Source organism: Limnohabitans sp. YIMB22184 (genome assembly GCF_048020265.1).
Lineage (GTDB): Bacteria > Pseudomonadota > Gammaproteobacteria > Burkholderiales > Burkholderiaceae_C > Limnohabitans_A.
This window is the reverse complement of sequence record NZ_CP171843.1, coordinates 2640870-2665262: the sequence shown is the minus strand read 5'-3', so window position 1 is coordinate 2665262 and position 24393 is coordinate 2640870. Positions and strand designations below refer to the sequence as shown.

Below are 24393 nucleotides of genomic sequence, written 5' to 3'. Positions count from 1 at the left end.
GCGTCAGTCCGGCTTGGCGCCCGAGACCTTGACGATGTTGGCCCATTTGGCGATGTCGGCGTTCAGATACTGGTCAAACTCGGGCACCGTCATCGACATGGGTACTGCACCTTGCTTGGCCCAAGCGGCTTTGACTTCGGGGTTGTTCACGATCTTGCGCACTTCGGCGTTGAGCTTGTTCACCACGTCGGCGGGGGTCCCTTTGGGCGCCATCAGGCCCAGCCAAATGGTGGCTTCAAACTTGGGCACCGTTTCGGCCACCGTGGGCAGGTCTTGCAGGTTGGCCGAGCGGGTAAGGCCCGTGCCGGCCAGGGCGCGCACCTTGTTGTCACGCGACATGGCCGCCATGGTGGTTTCCGCGTCAAACATCACGTCCACCTGGCCACCCACGATGTCGGTGCGTGCGCCGGAGCTGCCTTTGTAGGGCACATGGGTCATGTCGATGCCGGCCATGAACTTGAACAACTCGCCAGCCATGTGGTAGGGCGTGCCATTGCCCGAAGACGCGTAGTTGAGCTTGCCGGGTTTGGATTTGGCCAGAGCCACCAGCTCGCCCACGGTCTTGACGGGCACCGAGGGGTGCACCACCAGGAGCAAGTTGGAGTAGTTCACTGGAGCGATGCCCACAAAGTCCTTCATCAGGCCAAAGGGCTTGCTTGGGATGAGTGACTCATTCACGGTGTGCGTGTTCGACATCATGAGCAAGGTGTAGCCATCGGCGGGTGATTTGGCCACCAGATCGGTGCCGATGATGGAGCCTGCGCCGGGCTTGTTGTCAATCACAAAAGTTTGCTTGAGCTCTTCGCCCAAGCGCTGCGCCATGAAGCGGGCGTAATTGTCCGCAGGCCCGCCTGCGGCAAAAGGCACCACAATTTTTACGGGGCGGTTGGGGTAACTTTGGGCTTGGGCCAGGCCGCAGGCCAGTAGCCAAGTCAAAGCGGTGAATTTCAAGGTCTTGCTCAAGTTCAGCATGTCATGTCTCCGATGGTGTGAAAGAAGGGGCCGTGGTGTCGGTACCGTGAATGGCCAAAGGTCGTGGATCTCTGCGGATCAATCGACCTTACCGATGCGGGTGACGAGGGCGCTCATGGCTTTGGCGTCGTTTTGCACAAAACGGTCAAACTCGGCAGCGTCCTGGTACATGAACGAAGTGCCCGAGGCCGTCAATGCGGCCACAGCGCGTGGGTCCTCTGCGGCAAATCTGGCCGCTTGGCGCAAGCTGTCCACCACGGCAGCCGGTGTGTCGGCAGGCACAAACAAGCCCGACCATTGCGAGTATTGAATCGGTACGCCCAGCTCTTTGAGACTGGGCACGTCGGGCATGCTGGCCAGGCGACCTTCACCCCAATGCGCCAGGGCACGCAAGCGGCCCGAAGCGATGTGTTGCTTGACGCTGGCGGGTCCTGTGGACAAGGCTTCGATTTGGCCGCTCAGCAAAGACAAGACTGCAGGACCTGCGCCGGTGTAGGGCACATGCAGCATGAACGTGGAGGTGGCGGCTTTGAGTTGCTCCATCGGCACGTGCATGGTGCCGTAGTTGCCCGACGAGCCGAAGGAAATCTTGCCGGGGTTGGTCTTCACATAGGCCATGAATTCAGCGTAAGTCTTCCAGGGGCTGTCGGCACGCACCACCAGCACGGTGGGGTCGGCGGTGAAGCGTGCAATGGACTTGAGCTGGTTGACCTGGAACAAGGGGGCACGCTGCAGGATCTTGTCAGCTTCAGGCAAAACCACCAGCGAAGACAGCGACATCAGCACGGTGTAGCCATCGGCCTTGGACTTGGCCACTTGCGCCATGCCAATGCCACCGCCCGCGCCACCTTTGTTTTCCACCACGATGCTTTGTTTGAGGTGGCGCGACATGGCTTCGGCCACAGGCCGGCCCACCGTGTCTGCCACGCCACCGGGCGGAAAAGGCACCACCATGGTGATCGGTTTGCTGGGATAGCTTTGGGCCCCAGCGCTCAGGCCAGTGCAAGCCAAGGCGGCGCTCAAGATGATCCGGATCCACGGACGATTTTTCATGATTTGTCTCCTCTTGTGGGGCAGGTCAGGGCCAAGCCCTGCCAGCTGGGTCGGCTCAAACGAAGCGGTTTTCGATCTGGCCCACGCCGTCGATCTCGACGCGAATCACATCGCCCTTGGCGATGTAGCGTGGGGGGTTCAGACCCATGCCCACACCGGCCGGTGTGCCGGTGGCGATGATGTCGCCGGGGTAGAGCGTGATGCCGCGCGATATGGTCTCGATCAGGGTGGGGATGTCGAAGATCATGTTCTCGGTCGGCCCGTCTTGGCGCAGCTCGCCGTTGACCCAGCAGCGCACGCGGGTTTTGCGCCCGTCGGTTTCGTCGGCGGTCACGATCCAGGGGCCCATGGGGCAGAAGGTGTCAAACGACTTGCCCATGTCCCACTGTTGGTGGCGCATTTGCACATCGCGCGCGGTCACGTCGTTGACCACGGTGTAGCCAAATACGTGCTTCATGGCGTCGGCCTGGCTGATGTTTTTGCCACCTTGGCCAATGATCACGGCCAACTCGGCTTCATAGTCGATCTGGTCGGACACGGCCGCACCGGGCAACACCACATCGTCGGTCGGGCCGACCACGCACTCGGGCACCTTGGTGAACACGATGGGCCAGGCTTTGGTGTCGGTGTTGCTGTCCTTGAAGACCGAGGCCTGCAGCTCCTTGGCGTGCGCATGGTAATTGCGGCCCACGCACCACACGTTGCGTCGCGGCACGGGCAAGGGCGATTCCAGCTTGACCGAAGACACGGCCAAGGTGGCACCGCTCAGTGCGGGCAAGGGCTGTCCAGCGACCAAGTTGTCGATCAACAGCTGGGCGCCATGGTGGGCTTGGGCTTCGGTCAACGCAAAGGGCGTGACCTGCAGGCCATCGGCTGAGACCTGACCGACGTGGCGTTTTCCGTTGTGGACGAATGTGGCGATGCGCAAAATGTTCTCCTGAGAGCGGAAGTCGAGGCTTCTGCATGACAATGACGAATTGGTTTCTTTTGAACCAATTTGAACCATCATAAAGAAAATGACCGAATGGTCAAGACGCATACTTGACAATCCACCCAAGGGTTTACGAGGGTAAATGATTTGTTTATTGCATTCAGCAAGCTGTTCGTGATGGCTTTGATATTGGTATGATTTGGTTTTATTTGTGGCTGGACAACCGTGGACTCTTCGTATTTCTTTCGTGCCAGCTTGCTGGACCAACTGCACAACGGTCAGTGGCAAGTCGGAGAGCGCCTGCCCACGGAGCGTGAATTTGGCGAGCAATACCAAATCAGCCGCAGCACGGTGCGCAAAGTCTTGGCGGAGATGAAAGCCCAAGGGCTGATCGCTCAAACCGTTGGCAGCGGGACCTACGTCACTGACAAGGCGGCGGCATGGACCGGCCCGGCCCGTTCAGCGCCTGCCCCCGAAGCGGCTTGGCAGACCAGCCCAGCAGAACTCATGGAAGCGCGCATGGCTTTGGAGCCGGCCATCATCGAGATGGTGATCGGCAACGCGACGCCCGCCGACTTTGAGCAAATGGCCAATTGCTGTGACCGTGCCGAAGCCGCGACCAGTGTGGAAGAGTTCGAAGTGTGGGACGGCATGTTCCACGAAGTCATTGCCCGGGCGGCGCACAACAGCTTTGTGGCCAAATTGTTCAAGCTCATGAACCAAGCCCGCGCCCAAGGCGAATGGGGCATGCTAAAAAAGCGCAGCCTCACGCCCGAGCGGCGTCTGAGTTATCAGTTAGAACACCGGGCCTTGCTGCAAGCCCTGAAGGCCCGTGACCCCGTGCAGGCCAAGGCTCTGGCCATCGAACATTTGGTCCATGTCCGGCGCAATTTGTTGAACTATTGAACCAGGCACGCCCATGAATCGGGCCTAGGTGCCGCTTCAAAAACGTTCGAGTTCTGGGTGCTTGATCGCCCCCGCCCGCACCAGCATCTTGCCGTATTCGGCGCAGCGGTTCAGGGTCGGAATCACCTTGCCGGGGTTGAGCAGGCCTTGTGGGTCAAAAGCGCGTTTGACGGCGAACATCTGCTCGTTTTCTTCGGGGCTGAACTGCACGCACATGCTGTTCACTTTCTCGATGCCCACGCCGTGCTCGCCTGTGACGGTGCCCCCCATGGCCACGCTGGTTTCCAGGATGTCGGCGCCAAACAGTTCGCAGCGGCGCAGCTGATCGGGGTCGTTCGCATCGAACAGGATCAGCGGGTGCAGGTTGCCGTCGCCCGCGTGAAAGACATTCAGGCACTTGAGGGCGTATTTTTCTTCCATCTCCGAGATGGCTTGCAGGATGTCGGCCAGGCGCTTGCGCGGGATGGTCGAGTCCATGCACATGTAGTCGGGGCTGATACGGCCCGACGCTGGAAAGGCGTTCTTGCGACCGCTCCAGAATTTCAGGCGCTGGGCTTCGTCGCGGCTCACGGTGATGGCGGTCGCGCCGCAGTTGCGCAGCACCTCGCTCATACGACCAATTTCTTCTTCCACTTCTTCAGGCGTGCCATCGCTCTCACACAGCAAAATCGCCGCTGCACTCAGGTCGTAGCCCGCGTGCACAAAGTCTTCCACCGCAATCGTCATGGGGCCGTCCATCATCTCCAGCCCAGCCGGAATGATGCCCGCCGCGATGACGGCAGCCACCGCGTCGCCCGCTTTGCGCACATCGTCAAAGCTGGCCATGATGCAGCGTGCCAGCTGCGGCTTGGGTACCAGCTTGACGGTGACCTCGGTCGTCACGGCCAGCATGCCTTCGCTGCCCACCAGCACGGCCAACAGGTCGTAGCCGGGCGTGTCGAGCGCGTCGCTGCCAAACTCAATCGGGTCACCTTCAATGGTGAAACCCTTCACTTTGAGCACGTTGTGAACGGTCAAGCCGTATTTGAGGCAGTGCACGCCGCCCGAATTTTCGGCCACGTTGCCGCCAATGGTGCAGGCTATCTGGCTGGACGGGTCGGGCGCGTAATACAGCCCGTAAGGCGCAGCCGCCTCGCTGATGGCCAGGTTGCGCACGCCGCACTGCACCACAGCCGTGCGGCTCACGGGGTCCACGGTCTTGATTTGGTTGAAGCGGGCCATGGAGAGCGTCACGCCCATGCGGTGTGGCATGGCTCCGCCCGACAAGCCAGTGCCCGCGCCGCGTGCGACCACCGGTACCTGCAGCGCGTGGCAGGCTTTGAGCACGGCTTGCACCTGGGCCTCGGTCTCTGGCAAGCAGACCACCAGTGGCCGCTCGCGGTACGCGGTCAAGCCATCGCACTCATAGGGTGTCGTGTCTTCGGGGGTGAAGAGGATGGCGTCTTGTGGCAGCACCCGACCTAGAGCCTGCACCACAGTGCGTTGGCGCTCGGCACGTTCGGTGGCGGTCAGTTCACGGATTTCGGTGGGGGTGTTGGCGCTCATGGCATGCAAAACCTCAAAATGAAGATCTGAATGTACGCCCTAGAGGACTGTGATGGGCTGAATATTCTTTGATGTGCTTGTGAAAAGCGCACATTGAGGGGCGCAATGGCTTCAGGCCAGCACGCTTTTGAGCCAGTCGGCAAAGGTGGCGCATTCCCAGCGCTCCATGGTGCCGGTGCGCCAGCACAGGTAATGGGCGTGCGGGCTGGGCACGCTGCGCTCGAACAGGCGCACCAGCTGGCCACTTTCCAGCCAGGGGGCGCCCAGTTTGGTGCGGATCAGACCCACCCCCAGGCCTTGGGCGGCGGCGTCGCACATAAGGCCAATGTCGTTGAACGACGAGCCGTCTGTAGGTTCGGGCCAGTCGAGGTCGTGTGCGGCAAACCAGGTGCGCCAGGGCTCCAGCGGGCTGCGCAGCAAGGACACGCCTTGCAACTCTTCGGCGCTGCTGAACGGCCCGTTTTCGCGCAACCAGGCTGGCGAGGCCAAGGGCGTGACCTCGTCCTTGGCCAGGCAGACGTGTTCCACGTCCGAGTAGCGGCCCGTGCCAAAGCGCACCGTCAGGTCGGCATCTTCGGCCACCACGTCCAGCAGTGGAATGCTCACTTGCAAGGTGATGTCGATCTCGGGGTAAGCGTCCAGAAAGTGTTTCAGGCGGGGCATCAACACCGAGCGGGCAAAGGTAGGGGTGACCGCCAGGCGCAGCTTGCGGCGGCCTGGTGTGTTGCTGGCGGTGGGAAATCTCTGCAGCGACACCAAGCCTTCGCGCACATGCGCCAGGTATTCGATGCCTTCGGTCGTGAGCGAAAAATCGGCCCGGCCAAACAACTTGGTGCCGATGATCTGCTCCAGCTGTTTGACGCGGTGGCTGACGGCACTAGGCGTCACACACAACTCTTCGGCCGCCTGGGTCACGCTGCGCAAGCGCGCCAGCGCCTCAAAGGTCAAGAGGCACTGGATGGGCGGGATGCGTGAAGTGGCGGACATTATTTGAAAATCACCGTCTTGTGCCCGTTGATCAGCACGCGGTGCTCGCTGTGCCATTTGACAGCGCGGGCCAGCACTTGGCTTTCGGTGTCGCGGCCCGTGGTCGTCAGGTCTTCCACCGTCTTGCTGTGGTCCACACGGGCCACGTCCTGCTCGATGATCGGGCCTTCGTCCAGGTCGGCCGTCACATAGTGGGCGGTGGCCCCGATCAATTTCACGCCCCGGTCATGGGCCTGGTAGTAAGGCTTGGCGCCCTTGAAGCTGGGCAAAAAGCTGTGGTGGATGTTGATGGCGCGACCAGCCAGTTTGCGGCACAGGTCGTCGCTCAGGATTTGCATGTAGCGGGCCAACACCACCAGCTCGGCGCCTTCGGTCTGGATGATCTCGTACTGCCGGGCTTCAGCCTGCTCTTTGGTAGCCGCCGTCACCGGGATGTGGTGAAAAGGCACGTTGTAGCTGGCCGCCAGTTGGTAGAACTCGCGGTGGTTGCTGATGATGGCGCGGATGTCCAAAGGCAGCAGACCACTTTTCCAGCGGAACAACAAGTCGTTCAGGCAGTGGCCTTCCTTGCTGACCATGAGCACGGTGCGCATGGGCTGAGTGGCCGTGTGCAAGTCCCATTTCATCTGAAAAGACTGGGCAAACGCGCCCCACTCGGCGTTCAGGGCTTGGCCATCGGCTTGGGCGCAGGCGAACTGCACCCGCATGAAAAACAGGCCGGTGTCATGGTCGTTGTACTGCGCCGCTTCTTCGATGTTGCCGCCCCGCTCCAGCAAAAAACCCGATACGGCGTGCACGATGCCGGTACGGTCGGGGCAGGAGAGGGTGAGGATGTAGGTGGTCGTCATGGCTGCAAGCGGCGGGGTTCGCCGTGACCTTGGAGAGGGTGGGCACGGTCGTTTCGTTACCTTCTATTGTAGGAGACCCCTGTTGGCCGATCGCGCAGGGTGTCACGCCGGAGCGAGGCGTCTGCCCGTTTGCACTTTAAACTGACTGGCTTGATCGATTCAGAGGAGTTTTTGCCGTGGCCCACACCGACTTGAACATGGACAACCAATGGTTGCCCTTCACCCCCAACCGCACTTTCCGCCAGGACCCCCGGGTGTTCGTGGGCGCCGAGGGCATGCACTTCACCACGCACGACGGCAAAAAGGTGATCGACGGCATCTCCAGCCTGTGGTGTGTGGGTGCGGGCCACAACCGCCGCCCGATCAACGAGGCCATCAAGAATCAGCTCGACACGCTGGACTACGCCACCGCCTTTCAGGCCAGCAACGACAAGGCCTTCAAGGCGGCGCAAATGATCTCGGCCATGGCCCCCGGTGACCTGAACAAGGTGCTGTTTTGCAATTCGGGCTCGGAAGCGGCTGACACTGCCTTGAAAGTGGCGCTGGCCTACCACCGCGCCCGGGGCGAAGGCCACCGCAACGTCTTCATCGGCCGCGAAAAGGGTTACCACGGCGTGAACTTTGGCGGCATGAGCGTGGGCGGCCTACCGGCCAACCGCAAGGTGTACGGCGCGCAACTGCTGCCGCGTGTGGACCACATGCGCTTCATCCACGATCCGGTGAACCACGCCTACATCCACCACGAAGAACCGGTGTGGGCCGAAGACCCGCTGCTGGAGCTGGAAAACCGCATCCTGGTGCTGCACGACCCGAGCAACATCGCAGCCGTGATCGTCGAGCCTATTGCGGGCAGCGCTGGCTGGTACATCCCGCCCAAAGGTTATGTGAAGCGCCTGCGCGAAATTTGCGACAAGCACGGCATCTTGCTGATTTTTGACGAGGTCATCACCGGCTTTGGCCGCTTGGGCGTGAACTTTGGCGCCGATTACTACGGCGTGGTGCCCGACATGCTGAACTTTGCCAAGGCCGTGACCAACGGCGTGATCCCGCTGGGTGGCGTGATCTGCCGCGACTTCATCTACGACGCGATGATGAATGCCAACTCACCTGCCCACGCCATCGAGTTCTTCCACGGTTACACCTATTCAGGACACCCCGTGGCTTGCGCGGCGGCCATTGCCACGCTGGACCTGATGAAGGAGGAAAACCTGTTTGCCCGCGCAGGGCAAAAGGGTCGTGTGCTGGGCGACGCGATGCACAGCGCACTCAAGGGCTTGCCCAACGTGATCGGCATCCGCACGCTGGGCCTGGCCGGGGCGGTGGAGCTGGCCAGCATCCCTGGCACGCCCGGCAAGCGGGCTTATGACATCTTCATGGACTGCTTCCATAAGGGCGTTTGGGTGCGCCCGGCTGGCGAGAACCTGGTGATTTGCCCACCCTACATTGTCGAAGACGCGCACATCGATCAGATCGTGCAAACGGTGGCCGACAGCATTCGTCGCCACGCCTGAGGCGCTGCTTTGTCTTGATTCAACCCGGCCGCCCGCATGGGCGGTCTTTTTTTGATCCGATGAATTTTCGTGAATGGTTCCGCGTGGTGCTGACGCTGGTCGCCGCTTGGGTGGCTGCGGAATACTGTGTCTGGTTGCATACCCCCATTCCCTGGATGTTGGGGCCCTTGTTGGTCACTGCAGTGGCGTCGGTGCTGGGGGCACCTACGCGCAGTACACCGCTGCTGCGCAACGCGGGGCAATGGGTCATTGGCGTGGCTTTGGGGCTGTACTTCACGCCCCAAGTGGGGGCGCTGGTGGTCGGTCTGTGGTGGGCGATTGTGTTGGCCGTGGTGTGGGCGCTGGCGTTGGGCGGTTTGTTTGGTTGCTGGTTGCAGCGCCAGCATGCGGCCGATTTCGCGCATTTGCCTCCGGGCGCTTGGCGGGCCACCAGCTATTTCGCCAGCGCGATTGGCGGCGCATCGGAAATGACGTTATTGGCCGAGCGCCATGGTGCACGGACGGACTTGGTGGCTGCATCGCACAGCGTGCGGTTGGTGATTGTGGTGGTGTCTGTGCCTTTTGCCATGCAGTGGGCTCAAAGCCATTGGGGTTTGCAGCTTGACGCCCGTTTGTTGCCTGGAGCTGGTTTAACCTTGTGGCCAGGCTTACTTTGGCTGGGTCTCAGCACGGCGGCTGGGGCGCTGATCATGACCTGGCTCAAACGCACCAACCCGTGGTTTATGGGCGCCTTGCTGGTGTCCATGGCTTTGACGCTGTCCGGTGTTCATTGGTCGGCCGTGCCAGTGACTTTGTCGAATGTGGCGCAGTTGGTGATTGGTGTGAGTTTGGGGGTGCGTTTTCAGCGGGACTTTGTGCACACCGCGCCGCGCTGGTTGATGTCAGTGGCCCTCGGAACGGCGGTCATGCTGTTGCTGTCGGTGGGTTTTGGTCTGTGCCTGGCTTGGGCCACTGGTCTGCACCCAGCTACTTTGATTTTGGGTACCGCGCCGGGCGGCATTGCAGAGATGGCCATCACCGCCAAGGTCTTGCAGCTGGGGGTGCCGGTGGTCACGGCGTTCCAAGTTTGTCGTCTGGTGGCGGTGCTGATTTTGGTGGGGCCAATTTTCAAGTGGGTTGACAGACACAAAAAAGCCGCCTGAGGGGCAGGCGGCGGATGGCGGGGGGGGGGAACACAAGGCCGCTAACGCAGAACCGCTGTGTCAGTGCACCACCACAGGCTGTTGGGCCAGGCCCGTGTAGCCTTCGAGTGTGTCTTCAACTTCTTCCTGTGTCGGGGTGTGCTGTTGCCAGGCCTGGATTTGCTGCTGGAACATTTCGGCCCACGAGCCGTCCAGGTACACCTCTTTGCCAGAGCGCTTGTCCACGATCTCAAAACCATGGCGTTCCAGTAGGGGTTGGCTGGGCACGGGAGCTGGCTCTGCAGGCGCGTTGGCCAACACATGCATCACGGCAAAAGTCTCGGATTCGTAAAGCAGGTTCATGCGTTCATTCTCCCTCAAGTTCTGCTTCACAAGTGGGGCTTCGCAGAACAACTTCAAGATGGTGTGGTTTTTTCTCCGGCAGGGGCCGTGGCAGGCAGTGGGGGCAGGGCTTCCTGGCCGCGCAGCATCAAGTCAATGAAGCTGCCGCTGACCTGGGTGATGCGGATGCGCACCGGCATCCAGGCGTGCTGGGCCGAGACCCAGAACTCCACGGTGGCATCGAAACGGTTGCGCGGCTGACACACCCATTTGAGGGTGGAGACCGCTTGACCGTTCAGCTGCAGGGTTTCAGGCGGACTCAGGGTCAAAAGCCAGGGCAGGGCGTCCCGGATGGTGGCGGTCTGCACTTGCAAACGCGTGCCGGGCTGGAAGCGCTGGGGCTCACCAGCCATGGCAGCAGCCAGTTGCACATAGAGGCTGATCTGGTCTTGCACACCCGCTTCGAGCGTGGCCACCGGAGCGTTGTTGCTGAAAACCACCCGGTTTTGCACGCGGTCAAAGTGGGCGGCCCGCTCGTTGCGCCAGCTGTCTGAAAACCGGGTGGGGGCCAGGCCGGCGCTGGTGATGTCACCCTGACTGCGCCAATGGCGTGAGCCCACTAAAAACGCCTTCACCGATAGGGCCAGCGCATAGGCTGATTCGTTGTGCTGCCAGCGCAATTCACCGCTGGCGTGGTAGGTCAATCCCTTGTCCTGGCCCGTCAAACGGTAGCTCAACAAAACCGGGGGCGGCAATGCGCCCAGCGGGATGGTCGGCAAGGACACATTGGCCGTCTCGGGGGCTGCCGCAGGCGTTGGGGTGTCAGGCACGGGCACGCTGGTGTTCGGGCTGGCGCTGTGCCCTGATGCCTCCGCTGAAGCGGGCACCTCGGCAGGGGCTTGCCCCGTCTGCTGAGGTGGGGGCTCGGCCGCGCTGTTGTCGTTGGCGCTGGCCATATCGACAGGCGGAGCCGTGGCGGGCTCAACAGACGGTACCGGTGTGGCTTTGGGCTCGGTGGCCACCCGGGTGCGGGGCTTGGGGGCGGCGGTTTGGACGGGCGTGGCCTTTGGCGCAGGGGTGGGCGGCACCCAGCGGGTTTGCATGGGGGCGACGCGGACCGGTTCTGCCGTTTGCAACCGCCACTCCAAGGGGCCGGTCAGGCTCAGGATCAGGGCCACATGCACGGCCAACACCACCGCCACCAGCCATGCCGGCGCACGACGCAGCGGTTGCGTTGGCCCGGTCAAGGCGGCGTTGGCGTTGGGACGTGCAGACACCCGACCGCTCCAGTTCAGCGGCCGGACCAGCCCAGATCGGCCGACAGTTGCTGTGCAAACTGGCGCAAACTTTGGGCAATCGGCCCGTCCCAGGCGGTGTCGAGCGTGGCGGACGAACCCAGCGCCACCACGCCCAGCACCAGGTGACCATCGGCATCAAAAACCGGGGCACAAAAGCCCGAAATGCCGGGCAGCAACACATTGACCACGCGGCCCAGGCCCTGTTCCCGGGTTTCTTTCACCATGGCCTGCAGTTGAGCGGGCGTGCTGGGCAAGTCGGTGCGGCCCAGTTTTCGGGCCAAGGCCAACTCTTCTTCGATCATGGGGCCCGCTTTTTCGGCCGCACCGCCGTGGCTGTTGAAGGCGGCAAAGCACCGCCCCGTGGCCGAAGACAACAGCGGCATCACATCGCCCAAGCGCAAGCTGACCGGCATCGCCAAAGGGGTTTCTTGCCAATGCACCAAGGTCGGCCCCCGGTTGCCCCAGACGGCCAGGGCCATGGTGTGGCCGGTGGCCTCGATCAAGGCGGGTAAACGCTCGCGGGCCATCTTGACGGCGTCCAGACGCGACAAGGTGGCCAGCCCCAAGCGCAAGGTGGCGGGCCCCAGTTCGTAACGGGTGCTGGTGCTGTCTTGCACCACCAGGCCCAAACGCTGGAAGCTGACCAGATAACGGTGGGCTTTGGCGGCGCTCATGTAAGCGGCGGCCGCCAAGTCACGCAGCATCAAGGGGGCGGGCGCTTGCGCCAGCACATCCAGCAGGGCAAAACCGACCTCCACCGATTGAATGCCTGCGCGTTCCTTGTCGCTGTCTCTGGCTTGGATGGCTGTGCTGTCTGGGTTCATGTCGCCTAAAATCCGGTTTCGTTTAGTTAAATGGGTTTAACAATGCGTAACTTCTCGGTGGTGCACACTGTAGCCCATTGGGACCCGAACGGACACATTCAACATGAAATTGGCGACCTACAAAGACGGCTCACGCGACGGACAACTGGTGGTGGTCTCACGCGATTTGAGCACTGCCCATTATGCGACCGGCATTGCCAGCAAACTCCAGCAGGTGTTGGACGACTGGAACTTTCTGGCCCCTCAGCTGGAAGACCTCTACACCACCCTGAACCAGGGCAAGGCCCGCCACGCTTTTTCGTTTGACCCGGCCCAATGCATGGCGCCGCTGCCCCGCGCCTACCAGTGGGCTGACGGCTCAGCCTACATCAACCACGTGGAGCTGGTCCGTGCGGCACGCAACTCCGAAGTGCCCAGCAGCTTCTACACCGACCCGCTGATGTACCAGGGTGGCAGCGACGATTTCATTGGTCCCTGCGACCCGGTGGTGTGTGCCAGCGAAGCCTTTGGCATCGACTTTGAAGCCGAAATCGCGGTCATCACGGGCGACGTGCCCATGCAAACCAGTGCCGACGACGCCATTGAGGCCGTGCGCCTTGTCATGCTGGCCAACGACGTGAGCCTGCGCAACCTGATTCCGAACGAGCTGGCCAAGGGCTTTGGCTTCTTCCAAAGCAAACCCGCCACCGCTTTCAGCCCCGTGGCCATCACGCCCGACGAACTGGGTGACGCCTGGCAAGGCGGCCGGGTGCACCTGACCCTGCAGTCCACCTGGAACGGCCGCAAAGTGGGCATGTGCGAAGCCGGCCCCGAGATGACCTTTCACTTCGGCCAGCTGATCGCCCACATTTGCAAAACCCGCAACGTGCGCGCTGGCTCCATCGTCGGCAGTGGCACGGTGAGCAACAAGAGCGTGGAAGTGAATGGCAAACCCGAGTGGCCCAAGGGCTACAGCTGCATCGCCGAAAAACGCGCCATCGAAACCATCCTCGACGGCAAGCCCAGCACCGAGTTCATGAAATACGGCGATACCATTCGCATTGAGATGAAGGGTCAAAACGGCGAGAGCTTGTTTGGCGCGATTGAGCAGGAAATCGTGCCGCTGGAGCGCTGAGACCAGCACACCCTTGCCCCTGTTGGAGGCCGCCCCTGCGGCCGAATGTGCGGGGTGGTTGATCCAGCATTTGCGAGCAGGGGCTCGCTCCCACACCCCAATGCGTGAGGGTTAACCGCCCAACTTCTTCATCAACAGCGCATTCACCTGCCCCGGATTGGCCTTGCCCTTGCTGGCCTTCATGATCGGGCCGACCAGACCGTTCAGGGCCTTGGCGTTGCCGGCCTTGAACTCTTCCACGTTCTTGGGGTTGGCGGCCAGCACCTCGTCGATGATTTTTTCCAGCTCCCCCGTGTCGTTCATCTGCTTGAGGCCTTTGGCTTCGATGATGGCGTCGACTTCGCCCTCACCGTTCCACAAGCCTTCAAACACCTGACGCGCTGCGTTGTTGCTGATGGTGTTGTCGCTGATGCGGCCGATCAGGGCGGCCAATTGGGCGGCACTGACGGGCGCTTGCTCAATGGTCAATTCGCTCGCGTTCAAGCGGCGTGACACCTCGCCCATGATCCAGTTGCTGGCCAGTTTGGGCTGGCCGCAGGCCTTGGCGGTGGCTTCAAAGTAGGCGGCGACCGCTTTGCTTTGGGTCAGTTGCGTGGCATCGTATTCGGGCAAGGCGTAGTCTTTGACGAAGCGCTCGGCCATCACGCGCGGCAGCTCGGCCATCTCGCCTTTGACGCGTTCGACCCAGTCGCGGCCGATCACCAGCGGGGGCAGATCCGGGTCGGGGAAGTAGCGGTAGTCGGCAGCGTCTTCCTTGGTGCGCATGGCGCGGGTCTCGCCCGTGTCGGGGTCGAACAGCACCGTGGCTTGCTGGATGGTGTGGCCATCTTCGATCTGGTCGATCTGCCAGCGCACTTCGTAGTCGATGGCCTGCTGCATGAACTTGAAACTGTTCAGGTTCTTGATTTCGCGGCGGGTGCCCAGCGGCTGGCCGGGCTTGCGCACCGACACGTTGGCATCGCAACGGAAGCTGCCTTCTTGCATGTTGCCGTCGCAGATGCCGATCCAGGTGACGATCTTGTGCAGCTCTTTGGCGTAGGCCACGGCTTCTTCGCTGCTGCGGATGTCGGGCTGGGTCACGATTTCCAGCAGGGGCGTGCCCGCGCGGTTCAGGTCAATGCCGCTTTGGCCAATGAAGTCTTCGTGCAGCGATTTGCCCGCGTCTTCTTCGAGGTGGGCACGTTCCAGGCGCACGGTCTTGCGCACGGTTTCTTTGCCTTCTTCCAGGTAGAAGGACACCTCGCCGCCTTGCACCACCGGGATCTCGAACTGGCTGATCTGGTAGCCCTTGGGCAGGTCGGGGTAGAAGTAGTTTTTGCGTGCAAAAATGCTGCGCTCGGCGATGTGGGCGTTGATGGCCAGGCCGAATTCGATGGCGCGTTCCACCGCGCCGATGTTCATCACGGGCAGCGTGCCCGGCAGGGCCATGTCCACTGCGCAGGCTTGCGTGTTGGCTTCGGCCCCAAAGGCCGTGGGGGCGCGGCTGAAGATTTTGCTGGTGGTCGAGAGTTGGGCGTGTGTTTCAAAGCCGATGACGACTTCGTAGCCTTGGACGAGTTTGCTCATGGTGTTCAGACTCCTGCTGGTTTTTGCAGGTGGAAATCGGTCGCTTGTTGCAAGCGGTGCGCGGCGTTCAGCAACTGGGCTTCCTTGAAGTAGTTGCCGATCAGCTGCAATCCCACGGGCATGCCGCTCGCACCAAAGCCTGCGGGCACGCTCATGCCGGGCAGGCCCGCCAGCGAGGCGGGCAGGGTGAAGATGTCGGCCAAATAGTCGGCCACCGGGTCGTTGGCGTTCTCGCCAAACTTCCAGGCCACCGAAGGGGCCACGGGGCCAGCGATCACGTCGCACTGCTTGAACGCATTCTGGAAGTCGTCGGCGATCATGCGGCGGATTTTTTGGGCCTGCAGGTAGTAGGCGTCGTAATAACCGTGGCTCAACACATAAGCGCCCGTCATGATGCGGCGTTTGACCTCGTTGCCAAAGCCTTCAGCGCGGGTCTTTTTGTACATGTCCACCAGGTCGGTGTAGTCCTTGGCGCGGTGGCCAAACTTCACGCCGTCAAAGCGGCTGAGGTTGGAACTGGCTTCGGCCGGGGCAATGATGTAGTAGACCGGAATGGACAGTTCGGTGCGTGGCAGGCTGATGGGCACCAGCTTGGCACCCAGCTTTTCATACTCGCGCAAAGCGCCGTCTACTGCAGCGCGCACATCGGCCGCCAGGCCTTCGCCAAAAAACTCTTTGGGAATGCCAATGCGCAGACCTTCTAGGGAATTGTTGAGCGATGCCGAAAAGTCTTCGGTGGGTATGTCCAGCGAGGTCGAGTCGCGGTCGATGTCGCCGCCGCACATGGCGCTCAAAAGCAGGGCGCAGTCTTCGGCGCTGCGGGCCATGGGGCCGGCCTGGTCGAGGCTTGAGGCGTAGGCGATCATGCCGTAGCGGCTGGCGCGGCCATAGGTGGGTTTGATGCCGGTGATGCCGCAAAAGCTGGCGGGCTGGCGGATCGAGCCGCCCGTGTCGGTGCCCGTCGCTGCGGGGGCCAGGCCAGCGGCCACGGCGGCTGCGCTGCCGCCGGACGAGCCGCCGGGCACGCGGGCTGTGTCCCAGGGGTTTTGTACCGGGCCATAGGCCGAGTTTTCGTTGGCTGAGCCCATGGCGAATTCGTCGCAGTTGAGCTTGCCCAAAGTGACCATGCCCGCCGTGCGCAGGCGCTGCACCACGGTGGCGTCAAAGGGTGAGCGGTAGCCGCTGAGCATTTTGGAGCCCGCGGTGGTGGCGAAATCGCGGGTGACGAACACGTCTTTGTGCGCCACGGGCACGCCTTCGAGCGGGCCAGCTGTGCCGTCGGCCAGTTTGGCGTCCGAGGCGCGGGCCTGGGCCAGCGTCACTTCGCTGTCGATGTCCAGAAAGGCGTTGTGCGGGTTGCCGCCCATGCGGGCCAGAAAGCGCGTCGCGACCTCGACGGCGCTGACTTCTTGGGTCTGTAACAGGGTGGCCAGCGCTTTCACGCTGAGGTTGTGCAGGTCACTCATGGCTTACTCGATGACTTTGGGGACCAGGAACAGGCCGCGCTCGACGGCCGGGGCGCTTTGCTGGTTCAGATCGCGTTGGTTGGGCTCGCTGGCCACGTCGGGGCGCAGGCGCAGCGTGATGTCCTGGATGGCGGCCACGGGGTGGGCCATGGGGGTGATGCCGGTGGTGTCCACCGCCTGCATGGCTTCGACGATGCCAAAGAAGCCATTGATCTGAGTGAGCATGCGCTCGCTTTCGTCGGGCTTGAGCTCCAGCCGGGCCAGATTGGCGATCCGGGCAATATCCTGCGGGGTCAGGGACATGGTTTGAAAAGAGTTGTAAGAGGTCGTGTTTTACAGCGTCAACAGGGCTTGGGCGAGCCTGTTTTGCCGGGTGATCAGGTATTATCCTGTGTTTGGTGCCGCTCGCTCTGCAGTCTTTGAGCCCGCCCTGACAACACCCCTGATTTGATCGCCGCGCCCACCCCAAAAAGCCATTCGCAGGCCTCGGAGGGCGCGTCAAAGGACCCCCGAATGTTCTCCTCTTTCCGCCGTTATTTTTCCAGCGACCTGGCCATTGACCTGGGCACCGCTAACACCCTGATTTTTGTGCGCGACAAGGGCATTGTGCTCGACGAACCCTCGGTGGTGGCCATTCGCCACGAAGGCGGCCCCCAAGGCAAAAAGACGCTGCAAGCCGTGGGCCACGAAGCCAAGGCCATGCTGGGTAAGGTGCCCGGCAACATCGAAGCCATCCGTCCCATGAAGGACGGTGTGATTGCGGACTTCACCGTGACCGAGCAGATGCTCAAGCAGTTCATCCGCATGGTGCACCCCCGCAGCACCTTCCGCCCCAGCCCCCGCATCATCATTTGCGTGCCTTGCGGCTCGACCCAAGTCGAGCGCCGCGCGATTCGTGAGTCGGCCTTGGGCGCAGGCGCATCCGAGGTGTACCTGATCGAAGAACCCATGGCCGCTGCCATCGGCGCCGGCTTGCCCGTGTCGGCCGCTTCAGGTTCCATGGTGGTGGACATTGGTGGCGGTACCACCGAAGTGGGCGTGATTTCGTTGGGCGGCATGGTTTACAAGGGCAGTGTCCGCGTGGGTGGCGACAAGTTTGACGAGGCCATCATCAGCTACATCCGCCGCAACTACGGCATGCTGATCGGTGAACCTACTGCCGAATCCATCAAAAAGACCATCGGCTCCGCTTTCCCCGGCAGCGAAGTCAAGGAGATGGAAGTCAAGGGCCGCAACCTGTCCGAAGGTGTGCCGCGCAGCTTCACCATCAGTTCCAACGAAATCCTGGAAGCCTTGACCGATCCGCTCAACCAGATTGTCTCGGCCGTCAAGACCGCGCTGGAACACACACCGCCCGAGTTGGGCGCTGACATCGCCGAGCGCGGCATGATGCTGACCGGCGGCGGCGCTTTGCTGCGCGACCTGGACCGCTTGCTGGCCGAAGAAACCGGCCTGCCCGTGCTGGTGGCCGAAGACCCGCTGACCTGCGTGGCGCGTGGTTGCGGCATGGCGCTCGAGCGCATGGATCAGCTGGGCAGCATCTTCACCAGCGAATAAGGCCAGTTTCTGGCTTTCGGCCACAGGTCAACACACCCGCTTTTCCTCACCTGAATCCGGCGCAACACATTCATGGCTCTGGATACCCTCGAACGCAGTGCCCCGCCGATCTTTCGGCAGGGTCTGTCTGCGACCTCCAAGCTGGTGTTGCTGTCCTTGTTGTCCATTTTGTTGATGGCTTCGGACCACCGTTTCCAGATCTCGCAGCCCTTGCGCTCGGGCATTGCCGTGGTGCTGGCCCCTTTGCAGTGGCTCTCGCTTCAGCCTGTGCGAGCCATCAGGGGTTTGGGCCAATACTTCAGTGATCTCGAAGCGGCCCAAGATGCGGCGCAAAGCTTCCAGACCCGCACCATTGCACAGGCCCGGCGTCTGCAGCAAGTGGAGCAACTGACCCAAGAAAATGCCCAGTTGCGCGAGCTGCTGAGTTTGCGCGAACAAATGGCCGGACCTTCCAGGGCTGTTGAGGTGCTTTATGACACGGCAGACCCCTATACCGACCGCATCGTGGTGGACCGTGGTCAAGTGGCGGGCATTGTGCAAGGCGCTGCGGTCATCGATGTCGGCGGCGTGGTGGGCCAGGTCACACGTGTGTACCCCTTGGTCAGCGAAGTGACGTTGCTGACCGACCGAGGCCAAAGTATTCCGGTCATGAACGCCCGCACCGGCAGCCGCCATGTGGCCGTGGGCAACCCGGGCATTGCGGGTGGTGCACTGGAGCTGAAGTTCGTGCCTTCAGGAACGGACGTGAAACAGGGTGATTTGCTCACCACCAGTGGCATTGATGGCGTGTACCCCCCGGGTTTGCATGTGGGACAGGTCAGCCAGATTGATCGCCGTGTGGACTCTTCCTTTGTCCGGGTGCATGCCGCCCCTGCGGCCAAGCCGAGGGGCCGGCACTTGTTGGTGCTGATGCCGGTAAAAGACTGGCCCGCGCTGCCAGCGGCTGCGCCAGAGCCCAAGCGCAGCGGCAAAGGCCGGCCATCCACCGCAGCGGCATCAGGAGGCAAGCCATGATCATGCCGGCAGGGCGTCCCCTGCTCTTGCCTGCCAACCCCCGCTTCATCGCCTTGACGGTGGTGGTGGGTTTGTTGCTGAACATGTTGTTGGGCCTGGTCGGCTGGCGCTGGCTGCCCGACGTGCTGGCCATCGTGGTGGTGTTCTGGAACGTGTACCAGCCGCGGCGTGTGGGCGTGGTGTTGGCGTTTGTGCTGGGCCTGGCGCTGGATGTGCACGAGTCGGCTTTGCTGGGGCAAAACGCCTTGTCTTATGTGGTGCTCAGCAGCATGGCGCTGGCCGTTCAGCGCCGCCTGTTGTGGTTCCCTTTGCGCGAGCAAGCCCTGCAGATCGTGCCCTTGTTTTTAGTGGCGGCCCTGCTGGAGTGGGCCACCCGGCTCATCGTTCACGATGCCTGGCCGCACTGGAGCCAATTGCTGGCGCCGTTCATGCAGGCGGCTCTGTGGCCCTTGGTCGGTGCGGTCTTGCTGGCGCCGCAGCGGCGTGCCTTTGACCCTGACAACATCCGCCCCCTTTGACCATGTCGCTCAGGCTGCCTTCCCTTGCCGATTTGCGTGACAGCCAGGTCGAATTGCAAAGATTTCGCGCCCGGGTGGCGGTGGTGCAGGTGTTTGTGCTGGTGTGCTTTTTGTTGCTGGTGGCCCGCTTGTCTTATTTGCAGATCGTGCGCCATGAAGACTTGCACGAACAAGCCGAAAGCAACCGCACGGCCGTCATCCCGACGGTGCCACCACGCGGCACCATCCTGGATCGCAACGGCGTGGTGCTGGCCAGCAATTACTCGGCCTACACGCTCGAAATCACACCATCGCAAGTGCCTGACCTGGAGGCCACGATCGACGCCCTGGCCGAGCTGGTGGAGATCCAGGGCAAAGACCGCCGCAGGTTCAAGCGCCTGCGCGAAGACTCGCGCAGTTTTGACTCGTTACCGATCCGCACCCGCTTGAGTGACGAAGAGGTGGCGCGTTTCAGCGCCCAACGCTATCGCTTCCCGGGGGTTGACATCAAGGCCCGGTTGTTCCGGCAATACCCCTATGGCGAATTGGCCAGTCATGTGGTCGGCTACATCGGCCGCATCAATGCCAAAGAAAAAGAGCGCATCGAAGAAGAAGACGATGCAGGCAATTACCGGGGCACCGAATACATCGGCAAGCTGGGTGTAGAGCAGCGCTACGAGCGTGAGCTGCATGGCATCACGGGGGTCAACCGGGTCGAGACCTCGGCGGGTGGGCGGGCCACCCGCAGTCTGTCGAGCCGCTTGGCCACACCCGGTCAGAACGTGGTTTTGTCGATCGACATCCAGTTGCAAAAAATGGTGGAGGATCTGTTTGGCAGCCGCCGTGGCGCCTTGGTCGCGCTCGACCCGAACACCGGTGAGGTGTTGGCGTTTGTCAGCAAACCCACGTTCGATCCGAATTTGTTTGTCGATGGCATCGATGTCGAGAACTGGCAAATGCTCAACGAGTCGATCGACAAGCCCTTGCTGAACCGCGCCTTGCGCGGCACCTACCCGCCGGGGTCCACCTACAAACCCTTCATGGCCATGGCCGCTCTGGCCACGGGCAAACGCAGTGCCACCACCGTCATCAACGATGCCGGCTCGTGGACCTATGGCGGCCACACTTTCCGCAGCCATGGCGACACGGGGCTCGGGCCTGTGGACATGGTGCGATCCATCGCGCTGTCCAGCAACGTCTATTACTACTCGCTGGCCAACGAGATGGGGGTGGACGCCATCCATGACTTCATGAAACCGCTGGGCTTTGGCCAGATCACCGGCATCGACTTGCCAGGCGAAGTGCGCGGCATCTTGCCCAGCACGGAGTGGAAGCGGAACTATTACAAAAAGCCCGAGCAAAAGAAGTGGTACGGCGGCGAAACCATTTCGCTGGGCATTGGGCAGGGTTACAACACCTTCACCATGCTGCAACTGGCGTCGGCCACCGCCACGCTGGCCAGCGGCGGGCTGCAGTTCAAGCCCCGGGTGGTCACGGCCACGCAAGACGCCTTGACGCACGCCCAGACGCGGGTCAACACGACCGAGCCGGTGAACCTGGGCTTCAAGCCCGAGCACATGGAGGTCATCCGCAACGGGCTCACGGGAGTGGTCACCTCAGGTACTTCGGCCCGCGTGTTTGCCGGGGCGGCTTACACCAGCGCGGGCAAAACGGGCACCGCCCAGGCCGTGACCATCGGCCAAAAGGAAAAGTACAACGCCGCTAATTTGTCTGAATACCAGCGTGACCATGCTTTGTACATGGCTTACGCACCCGTTGAAAAGCCGCAGATTGCGGTGGCGGTGGTGGTAGAAAACGCGGGTTTTGGTGCCGCGTCAGCCGCCCCTATTGCCCGGCGAGTGTTTGACTATTGGCTGCTGGGGCAATACCCCAGCGAAGAAGACATGGCTGCCACGCAAAAAGGCCAGACCGCCGCCCCGATCGGCAAGCCGCGCGCCAAGCAGGATGTGCCTCTGGAAAGCCGAAGGCTCAATTCAGCCAATTGAGGCCACGCCGCAGGCGCCTCAGTGTGGCCAGCTTTGCGCCAGGGACTTCAGGCCTCGGATCAGCATCTCCACCGAGATGGACACCAGAATCAGGCCCATCAAACGCTCAAAGGCCGAGACCACGCGCAAACCCACCACGCGCTGCAAACGCTCGGCCAGCAGCAGCACCACGGCGCACACCAGCATGGTCACCGTGAGCGCCGCGACCCACTCCAGCCGACGTTCGGGGGCTTGGCTGACCAACAGCAACACGGTGGCCATGGCCGATGGACCCGCCAGCGCGGGAATGGCCAAAGGCACGATCAAAGGCTCTGCCACAGGCACGGGCGAGTCCTGTGGTGGTGGCGGAAAGATCATGCGCAAGGCAATCAAGAAGAGCACCACCGCACCTCCGATTTGCAAAGAAACATCCGACAGGCTCATCGCCTTCAGGAAGGATTGGCCGACGAACATGAAGGCCAGTAGCAAACCAAAAGCGATCAAAACCTCGCGCAAGATGACGCGGGCACGCCGCTCGGGCGGCACGGCCCGCAAGCTGTTGACAAAAATCGGGATGTTGCCCAGCGGATCGGTGATCAGCAGTAGCAAGATGGTGGCCGAAGCAAAGGTGTGCTCCATGCCCATCAGCTCGCGTACACCGTGCTCAGGTCGGCAAAGCCTTTGACCTCAATCGGGTTGCCAAAGGGGTCCATGAAGAACATGGTCCATTGCTCGCCCGCCTGGCCCGCAAAGCGCAAATGGGGTTCGACCACAAATGGCATGTGGGCTGCTTGCAGGCGGTCGGCCAGCGCTTGCCAGTCGTTCTTTTGCAAGACCAGACCGAAATGCGGCATTGGCACCAAATGGTCGCCGACATGGCCCGTCAGGCTGGTCTTGAAGGGCTCGCCCAGGTGCAGGGAAATTTGGTGTTTGAAAAAATCAAAGTCCACCCAGGTGTCGGTAGAGCGACCCTCTTTGCAGCCGAGCACACCACCATAAAAACGGCGGGCTTCGTCAAGGTCGGTGACGTGAAAAGCGAAATGAAACAGGCTGTGCATGCGTCAAAGCATATCAGCCTCACAGTGGCTGGAACAGCCGTGAGAACCCGCAGTGCAGCTGCTTCAGCGGCGCCGTTCAGCCACGGTCTGGCAATCGAGGCAGCGCTTGGCGGTGGGGTAAGCGTTCAGGCGTGCAGGCGCAATGGTGACGCCGCAGTCGGTGCATTGCCCGTAGGTGCCCGCCTGAATGCGTTCCAGCGCGGCATCGATGTCACCCAGCTCGGCGGTTTCGTGTTCATTCATGGCGAACTCGGTTTCCCGCTCGGAGCGGATTTGTGCACGCGACTGAAAGCTGTTGTCAAAGTGCTCAGCGGCCATGTCGGCGCGTGAGACCCCGCCGCCGCGCTCGAAGGCGATGCGTGCCAGCAGCTGCGACCGGGCTTCGATCAGCTGGGCCTTGTAAACGTCGCGAGGGGAAGAAGAGGATGTGCTCATGAAGACCATCATGAGCCTCGGATGCGGGGCGCTTGTTGATGCAGGTCAACCATGCGGGCGCTGGCTGGGCGTGGGCCCGCCGCATTTGACCTGCATCAATCGGAAGGCGCGTGGAGGTGCCTCCCCCGCTGTGCTCAGGCTTTGGCTTTGGCGCGGGCCATCATCAGTTCGGTGTTGGCTTTGCGGTCGGCGTTGACTTGCTGCAGGGTGGGGCGTTCGCCCATGCGCTTGAGGTAATCGCGCACGGGCAGATCGGCCAAGAAGTCGCGACCGTAAACGATTTTGGTGGCCGCCGACACCAGCGGCAGATGGACCACCGCCGCACAGTCGGCCAAGCTCAGGCTGTCGCCGAGCATGTAGGGGTTGAACTTGGCGAGTTGCGCGAACGCCGCTACGTTCTTTTCAAGTTGGGCACCCGTTTTTTCTTTGGCGCTGTCGCTGATCTGCCCGCCAAAAAAGGCTTGCGGGTAGAGGTTGCGCGCCACCAGCTCCAGATGCAGCTCCAGAAAGGTCACCAGTTCACGTACCTTGGCTGCTGCAAACGGGTCGGCGGGCAGCAAGGGGTGCTGTGGGTATTGGTCTTCGATGTACTCCATGATCACGCCCGACTCGCACAGCGTGCCTTGTGAGGTCTTGAGGTAGGGAACCTTGCCCAAGGGGCTGGCTTGGGGGTCGGTCTGGCCCACCCAGGCCAGCTCTTCGGTGAAGGGCACACCTTTTTCGAGCAGGGCAAATTTGACTTTGTTGTAGTAGTTGCTGGCCGAAAAGCCGCAGAGTGTGAGCATGGGGGTCTCCTCGTGAGGGTGTTGAAATGTCCCAGCGTAATGGGCCACAGCCGATTGACGCGTCGCCAAGTTGACCAGCTGCGCGCGTCGCGTGCGGGCATGGTCTGCTGCGCCATAATCTGGCCTCATGTCATCCCTTCACAACGCCCATTCACTCGCCCGCTGTGTGCTGGTTTGGTGGATGTTGTTCATGGGGGCCTCGGTGGCATCGCCTTGGGTCAAACCCGAGGCTTCGCAGCTGGTGTGCACCGCCACCGGCAGCATCAAGATGGTGCAGGTCGGCGCAGACGACGCGTCCGCGCCCTTGACGCATGCTTGGCTTGAATGCCCCGCTTGTTTGCCCTTGATGGGACCCGCCGCCGCATTGGCGGTGACCGAGTGGTCCTGGGGCGCCGCGCCGCATGTGTTGCCCTCGCCATCGACGGCGCGCTTGGCCAGTCGGCCGCAGCAGCCCTGGCAAGCCCGCGCACCCCCCGCTTCTGGGGCCTGATGCCCTTGTGCCTCAGGGCTTGACCTCGGACCTGAGGTTTGAGCTTGCGCTGTTCTTTGCTGGTGAGACCACGGTGTCTGCCAGCCCC

General features: G+C 62.0%; 25 protein-coding genes. 9 read left to right on the top strand and 16 right to left on the bottom strand.

The window, feature by feature from the left end:
• Positions 1–3 precede the first annotated feature (3 nt).
• The 3 genes from ACHEXL_RS12230 to ACHEXL_RS12220 all read right to left on the bottom strand — a co-directional run bounded on the left by ACHEXL_RS12230 (position 4) and on the right by ACHEXL_RS12220 (position 2953).
• A complete protein-coding gene (locus ACHEXL_RS12230; protein WP_416559694.1) occupies positions 4–972 on the bottom strand; it encodes a tripartite tricarboxylate transporter substrate binding protein in 969 nt (322 codons plus the stop codon).
• A gap of 78 nt (positions 973–1050) precedes the next feature.
• The gene (locus ACHEXL_RS12225) at positions 1051–2025 is read right to left on the bottom strand and encodes a Bug family tripartite tricarboxylate transporter substrate binding protein (RefSeq protein WP_416559693.1); all 975 of its coding nucleotides are present in this window, start codon (positions 2023–2025) and stop codon (positions 1051–1053) included.
• A 55-nt stretch (positions 2026–2080) separates the two neighbouring features.
• The gene (locus tag ACHEXL_RS12220) at positions 2081–2953 is read right to left on the bottom strand and encodes a fumarylacetoacetate hydrolase family protein (RefSeq protein ID WP_416559692.1); all 873 of its coding nucleotides are present in this window, start codon (positions 2951–2953) and stop codon (positions 2081–2083) included.
• A gap of 228 nt (positions 2954–3181) precedes the next feature.
• Between ACHEXL_RS12220 and ACHEXL_RS12215 the strand changes: the two genes are divergently transcribed.
• A complete protein-coding gene (locus ACHEXL_RS12215) occupies positions 3182–3862 on the top strand; it encodes a FadR/GntR family transcriptional regulator (RefSeq protein WP_416559691.1) in 681 nt (226 codons plus the stop codon).
• 36 nt (positions 3863–3898) lie between these two features.
• Here the strand turns inward: ACHEXL_RS12215 and ACHEXL_RS12210 are convergent, their stop codons facing one another.
• The 3 genes from ACHEXL_RS12210 to purU form a co-directional block, all read right to left on the bottom strand.
• The gene (locus ACHEXL_RS12210; RefSeq protein ID WP_416559690.1) at positions 3899–5407 is read right to left on the bottom strand and encodes an FAD-linked oxidase C-terminal domain-containing protein; all 1509 of its coding nucleotides are present in this window, start codon (positions 5405–5407) and stop codon (positions 3899–3901) included.
• A gap of 111 nt (positions 5408–5518) precedes the next feature.
• Entirely contained in the window at positions 5519–6394 is an 876-nt protein-coding gene (locus ACHEXL_RS12205) for a LysR substrate-binding domain-containing protein (RefSeq protein ID WP_416559689.1), read from the bottom strand.
• Positions 6394–7242: a formyltetrahydrofolate deformylase gene (gene purU / locus ACHEXL_RS12200; protein WP_416559688.1), complete on the bottom strand. Its 849-nt coding sequence runs from the start codon at positions 7240–7242 to the stop codon at positions 6394–6396. Before purU ends, ACHEXL_RS12205 begins: the two co-directional genes overlap by 1 nt.
• Positions 7243–7418: 176 nt before the next feature.
• Between purU and ACHEXL_RS12195 the strand changes: the two genes are divergently transcribed.
• On the top strand, positions 7419–8753 hold the full coding sequence (locus tag ACHEXL_RS12195) for an aminotransferase class III-fold pyridoxal phosphate-dependent enzyme (RefSeq protein ID WP_416559687.1): 1335 nt from the start codon (positions 7419–7421) through the stop codon (positions 8751–8753).
• 59 nt (positions 8754–8812) lie between these two features.
• Complete coding sequence (locus tag ACHEXL_RS12190; RefSeq protein ID WP_416559686.1) at positions 8813–9895, top strand: AbrB family transcriptional regulator; 1083 nt, start codon at positions 8813–8815, stop codon at positions 9893–9895.
• A 60-nt stretch (positions 9896–9955) separates the two neighbouring features.
• Here ACHEXL_RS12190 and ACHEXL_RS12185 read toward each other — a convergent pair whose 3' ends face one another.
• Genes ACHEXL_RS12185 through ACHEXL_RS12175 form a run of 3 tightly spaced genes read right to left on the bottom strand, consistent with a single transcriptional unit; the run spans position 9956 to position 12338 of the window.
• Entirely contained in the window at positions 9956–10237 is a 282-nt protein-coding gene (locus tag ACHEXL_RS12185) for a BTH_I0359 family protein (RefSeq protein WP_416559685.1), read from the bottom strand.
• A gap of 53 nt (positions 10238–10290) precedes the next feature.
• Complete coding sequence (locus ACHEXL_RS12180; protein WP_416559684.1) at positions 10291–11493, bottom strand: DUF3108 domain-containing protein; 1203 nt, start codon at positions 11491–11493, stop codon at positions 10291–10293.
• A gap of 14 nt (positions 11494–11507) precedes the next feature.
• Complete coding sequence (locus ACHEXL_RS12175) at positions 11508–12338, bottom strand: IclR family transcriptional regulator (protein WP_416559683.1); 831 nt, start codon at positions 12336–12338, stop codon at positions 11508–11510.
• Between the two features lie 103 nt (positions 12339–12441).
• Here ACHEXL_RS12175 and ACHEXL_RS12170 point away from each other — a divergent pair, with 103 nt between their 5' ends.
• A complete protein-coding gene (locus ACHEXL_RS12170; protein WP_416559682.1) occupies positions 12442–13452 on the top strand; it encodes a fumarylacetoacetate hydrolase family protein in 1011 nt (336 codons plus the stop codon).
• 111 nt (positions 13453–13563) lie between these two features.
• Here the strand turns inward: ACHEXL_RS12170 and gatB are convergent, their stop codons facing one another.
• Genes gatB through gatC form a run of 3 tightly spaced genes read right to left on the bottom strand, consistent with a single transcriptional unit; the run spans position 13564 to position 16787 of the window.
• Complete coding sequence (gatB, locus tag ACHEXL_RS12165) at positions 13564–15018, bottom strand: Asp-tRNA(Asn)/Glu-tRNA(Gln) amidotransferase subunit GatB (protein WP_416559681.1); 1455 nt, start codon at positions 15016–15018, stop codon at positions 13564–13566.
• A 5-nt stretch (positions 15019–15023) separates the two neighbouring features.
• Entirely contained in the window at positions 15024–16484 is a 1461-nt protein-coding gene (gene gatA / locus ACHEXL_RS12160) for an Asp-tRNA(Asn)/Glu-tRNA(Gln) amidotransferase subunit GatA (protein ID WP_416559680.1), read from the bottom strand.
• A gap of 3 nt (positions 16485–16487) precedes the next feature.
• Positions 16488–16787: an Asp-tRNA(Asn)/Glu-tRNA(Gln) amidotransferase subunit GatC gene (gatC, locus tag ACHEXL_RS12155; RefSeq protein ID WP_108428244.1), complete on the bottom strand. Its 300-nt coding sequence runs from the start codon at positions 16785–16787 to the stop codon at positions 16488–16490.
• A 210-nt stretch (positions 16788–16997) separates the two neighbouring features.
• Between gatC and ACHEXL_RS12150 the strand changes: the two genes are divergently transcribed.
• The 4 genes from ACHEXL_RS12150 to mrdA all read left to right on the top strand — a co-directional run bounded on the left by ACHEXL_RS12150 (position 16998) and on the right by mrdA (position 21558).
• Positions 16998–18041 (top strand): rod shape-determining protein, encoded by a 1044-nt coding sequence (locus ACHEXL_RS12150; protein WP_416559679.1) that lies wholly within the window; start codon positions 16998–17000, stop codon positions 18039–18041.
• A gap of 72 nt (positions 18042–18113) precedes the next feature.
• A complete protein-coding gene (mreC, locus tag ACHEXL_RS12145; RefSeq protein WP_416559678.1) occupies positions 18114–19055 on the top strand; it encodes a rod shape-determining protein MreC in 942 nt (313 codons plus the stop codon).
• Positions 19052–19573, top strand: coding sequence for a rod shape-determining protein MreD (mreD, locus tag ACHEXL_RS12140; RefSeq protein WP_416559677.1), 522 nt, complete (start codon positions 19052–19054; stop codon positions 19571–19573). The genes mreC and mreD overlap by 4 nt, the downstream gene beginning before the upstream one ends.
• A 2-nt stretch (positions 19574–19575) precedes the next feature.
• Positions 19576–21558: a penicillin-binding protein 2 gene (gene mrdA, locus ACHEXL_RS12135; protein ID WP_416559676.1), complete on the top strand. Its 1983-nt coding sequence runs from the start codon at positions 19576–19578 to the stop codon at positions 21556–21558.
• 18 nt (positions 21559–21576) lie between these two features.
• Here the strand turns inward: mrdA and ACHEXL_RS12130 are convergent, their stop codons facing one another.
• The 4 genes from ACHEXL_RS12130 to ACHEXL_RS12115 all read right to left on the bottom strand — a co-directional run bounded on the left by ACHEXL_RS12130 (position 21577) and on the right by ACHEXL_RS12115 (position 23815).
• On the bottom strand, positions 21577–22176 hold the full coding sequence (locus ACHEXL_RS12130; protein WP_416559675.1) for a MarC family protein: 600 nt from the start codon (positions 22174–22176) through the stop codon (positions 21577–21579).
• Positions 22177–22181: 5 nt separating this feature from the next.
• Positions 22182–22595 carry a VOC family protein gene (locus ACHEXL_RS12125; RefSeq protein WP_416559674.1) on the bottom strand — a complete coding sequence of 138 codons (414 nt, stop codon included), beginning with the start codon at positions 22593–22595 and terminating at the stop codon, positions 22182–22184.
• 63 nt (positions 22596–22658) lie between these two features.
• A complete protein-coding gene (locus ACHEXL_RS12120; RefSeq protein WP_416559673.1) occupies positions 22659–23030 on the bottom strand; it encodes a TraR/DksA family transcriptional regulator in 372 nt (123 codons plus the stop codon).
• A 134-nt stretch (positions 23031–23164) separates the two neighbouring features.
• Complete coding sequence (locus ACHEXL_RS12115; protein ID WP_416559672.1) at positions 23165–23815, bottom strand: glutathione S-transferase; 651 nt, start codon at positions 23813–23815, stop codon at positions 23165–23167.
• Positions 23816–23942: 127 nt separating this feature from the next.
• Here ACHEXL_RS12115 and ACHEXL_RS12110 point away from each other — a divergent pair, with 127 nt between their 5' ends.
• A complete protein-coding gene (locus ACHEXL_RS12110) occupies positions 23943–24305 on the top strand; it encodes a hypothetical protein (RefSeq protein ID WP_416559671.1) in 363 nt (120 codons plus the stop codon).
• Positions 24306–24393: the final 88 nt, after the last annotated feature.